Source organism: Plasticicumulans acidivorans (genome assembly GCF_003182095.1).
In the GTDB taxonomy this organism is placed as follows: domain Bacteria; phylum Pseudomonadota; class Gammaproteobacteria; order Competibacterales; family Competibacteraceae; genus Plasticicumulans; species Plasticicumulans acidivorans.
Genome location: NZ_QGTJ01000023.1, coordinates 2501 through 5433 on the forward strand (window position 1 = coordinate 2501; position 2933 = coordinate 5433).

Here is a 2933-nt window from a genome sequence, read left to right on the forward strand (position 1 = left end):
AGTAGCGGCGAGCGAACGCGGAATAGCCTCCAGTCTTTAGCACACGCATTATGGGAACGGTCTGGAAAGTCCGGCGATACAGGGTGATAGCCCCGTACCTTAAAGTGCGTATGTGGAACTAGGTCTGGGATAAGTAGGGCGGGACACGTGAAATCCTGTCTGAAGATGGGGGGACCATCCTCCAAGGCTAAATACTCGTTGCCGACCGATAGTGAACCAGTACCGTGAGGGAAAGGCGAAAAGAACCCCGGCGAGGGGAGTGAAATAGAACCTGAAACCGTGTGCATACAAGCAGTGGGAGCCCCTTCGTGGGGTGACTGCGTACCTTTTGTATAATGGGTCAGCGACTTACTTTCAGTGGCGAGCTTAACCGCATAGGGAAGGCGTAGGGAAACCGAGTCTGAATAGGGCGATTGAGTCGCTGGGAGTAGACCCGAAACCGGGCGATCTATCCATGGCCAGGTTGAAGGTGGGGTAACACCTACTGGAGGACCGAACCCACGTCTGTTGAAAAAGACGGGGATGAGCTGTGGATCGGAGTGAAAGGCTAATCAAGCTCGGAGATAGCTGGTTCTCCCCGAAAGCTATTTAGGTAGCGCCTCATGTCTCACTCCCGGGGGTAGAGCACTGTTTCGGCTAGGGGGCCATCCCGGCTTACCAAACCGATGCAAACTCCGAATACCGGGAAGTGCAATCATGGGAGACACACGGCGGGTGCTAACGTCCGTCGTGAAGAGGGAAACAACCCAGACCGCCAGCTAAGGTCCCCAAATTACCGCTCAGTGGAAAACGATGTGGGAAGGCCCAGACAGCCAGGAGGTTGGCTTAGAAGCAGCCATCCTTTAAAGAAAGCGTAATAGCTCACTGGTCGAGTCGGCCTGCGCGGAAGATTCAACGGGGCTCAAGCGGTATACCGAAGCTGCGGATGCGTCGAAAGACGCGTGGTAGGGGAGCGTTCCGTACGCCTGTGAAGGTGGATCGTAAGGTCTGCTGGAGGTATCGGAAGTGCGAATGCTGACATGAGTAACGATCATGCGGGTGAAAAACCCGCACGCCGAATGCCCAAGGTTTCCTGCGCAACGTTAATCGGCGCAGGGTGAGTCGGCCCCTAAGGCGAGGCAGAAATGCGTAGTCGATGGGAAACAGGTTAATATTCCTGTACTTTGCTGGACTGCGATGGGGGGACGGAGAAGGCTAGGTCAGCCGGGTGTTGGTAGTCCCGGTTTAAGCGAGTAGGCAGGGGTTTTAGGCAAATCCGAAACCTCAATGCTGAGACGTGATGACGAGCTCCTTTGGAGCGAAGTGATTGATGCCATGCTTCCAGGAAAAGCCTCTAAGCTTCAGGTTCAGTGAAACCGTACCCCAAACCGACACAGGTGGGCAGGGTGAGAATCCCAAGGCGCTTGAGAGAACTCGGGTGAAGGAACTCGGCAAAATAGTACCGTAACTTCGGGATAAGGTACGCCCGCGTAAGGTGAAGGACCCGCGTCCGGAGCCTGAACGGGCCGCAGTGACCAGGCCGCTGCGACTGTTTACTAAAAACACAGCACTCTGCTAACACGAAAGTGGACGTATAGGGTGTGACGCCTGCCCGGTGCCGGAAGGTTAATTGATGGGGTCAGCCGCAAGGCGAAGCTCTTGATCGAAGCCCCGGTAAACGGCGGCCGTAACTATAACGGTCCTAAGGTAGCGAAATTCCTTGTCGGGTAAGTTCCGACCTGCACGAATGGCGTAACGATGGCGGCGCTGTCTCCACCCGAGACTCAGTGAAATTGAAATCGCTGTGAAGATGCAGTGTACCCGCGGCTAGACGGAAAGACCCCGTGAACCTTTACTACAGCTTTACACTGGACTTTGAGTCTTCTTGTGTAGGATAGGTGGGAGGCTATGAAGCGCGCACGCCAGTGCGCGTGGAGCCAACCTTGAAATACCACCCTGGAATACTCGAGGTTCTAACCTCGGCCCGTGATCCGGGTCAGGGACAGTGTATGGTGGGTAGTTTGACTGGGGCGGTCTCCTCCCAAAGAGTAACGGAGGAGTGCGAAGGTACCCTCAGCGCGGTCGGAAATCGCGCACTGAGTGCAAAGGCATAAGGGTGCTTAACTGCGAGACAGACACGTCGAGCAGGTGCGAAAGCAGGTCTTAGTGATCCGGTGGTTCTGTATGGAAGGGCCATCGCTCAACGGATAAAAGGTACTCCGGGGATAACAGGCTGATTCCGCCCAAGAGTCCATATCGACGGCGGAGTTTGGCACCTCGATGTCGGCTCATCACATCCTGGGGCTGTAGCAGGTCCCAAGGGTATGGCTGTTCGCCATTTAAAGTGGTACGCGAGCTGGGTTTAGAACGTCGTGAGACAGTTCGGTCCCTATCTGCCGTGGGCGTTGGACGTTTGAGGGGAGCTTCTCCTAGTACGAGAGGACCGGAGTGGACGTACCTCTGGTGTTCCGGTTGTCATGCCAATGGCACTGCCGGGTAGCTATGTACGGACGGGATAACCGCTGAAAGCATCTAAGCGGGAAGCCCACCCCAAGATGAGACGTCCCGAGTCCCTGAGACTCCTGAAGGTTCGTCGAAGACTACGACGTTGATAGGCTGGGTGTGGAAGCGCAGTAATGCGTGTAGCTAACCAGTACTAATTGACCGTGCGGCTTGACCATATAACGCCCAATCGCTCTGAAAAGAGTCTGATGGCGCGAAAGTCCCTCGAAAGGGCAGCACTCGTAACCTGAGCGCGCACCGACTTCACTGACCACGTATTACCGTTTACTGCCTGGCGGCCATGGCGGTGTGGAACCACCCGATCCCATCCCGAACTCGGACGTGAAACGCACCTGCGCCGATGATAGTGTGGGGCCTCCCCATGTGAAAGTAGGGCACCGCCAGGCACCTTACACAACAAGCCCCTGACCCATTACAACGGTCAGGGGCTT

Annotated in this window: 2 rRNA genes (1 of these 2 cut by a window edge); both read left to right on the forward strand. The window is 55.8% G+C overall.

From position 1 onward, the window contains the following. Window positions 1–2660 (forward strand): 23S ribosomal RNA (locus tag C7443_RS19680); it begins 234 nt to the left of the window's first position. A gap of 112 nt (window positions 2661–2772) precedes the next feature. Beyond that, window positions 2773–2888 (forward strand): 5S ribosomal RNA (rrf, locus tag C7443_RS19685). The last annotated feature ends 45 nt before the right edge of the window (window positions 2889–2933 follow it).